The organism is Oleiphilus sp. HI0128, from assembly GCF_001635365.1.
Genome location: NZ_LWGG01000501.1, coordinates 1 through 309, shown reverse-complemented (window position 1 = coordinate 309; position 309 = coordinate 1). Strand labels below are relative to the sequence as shown.

At 49.5% G+C, this 309-nt stretch carries 1 protein-coding gene; it reads left to right on the top strand.

What is annotated here, in order from left to right; translation table 11 throughout:
- Positions 1-309 (top strand): trypsin-like peptidase domain-containing protein (locus A3763_RS06025; RefSeq protein ID WP_156494956.1); only part of this gene is annotated, 309 nt, incomplete at both ends.

The following is a 309-nucleotide window of genomic DNA, read 5'->3' as shown; positions in this document are numbered from 1 at the left end:
TCTTTGAAAATCGCCGACTCTAACTCCCTAGCCGTTGGCGACTTTGTAATTGCCATTGGTAACCCCTTTGGTATTGGGCAAACGGTGACTACTGGAATTGTCAGCGCACTTGGGCGGAATGGTCTTGGCATCCAGGGGTACGAAGATTTTATTCAAACCGATGCCTCCATTAACCCCGGCAATTCAGGCGGCGCATTAATTGACCTCAATGGCAACTTAGTTGGCATCAACTCCGCCATTATCGCTCCAGCCGGAGGAAACGTTGGCATTGGCTTTGCCATTCCAACTGAAGTCAGCCAATCAGTTATG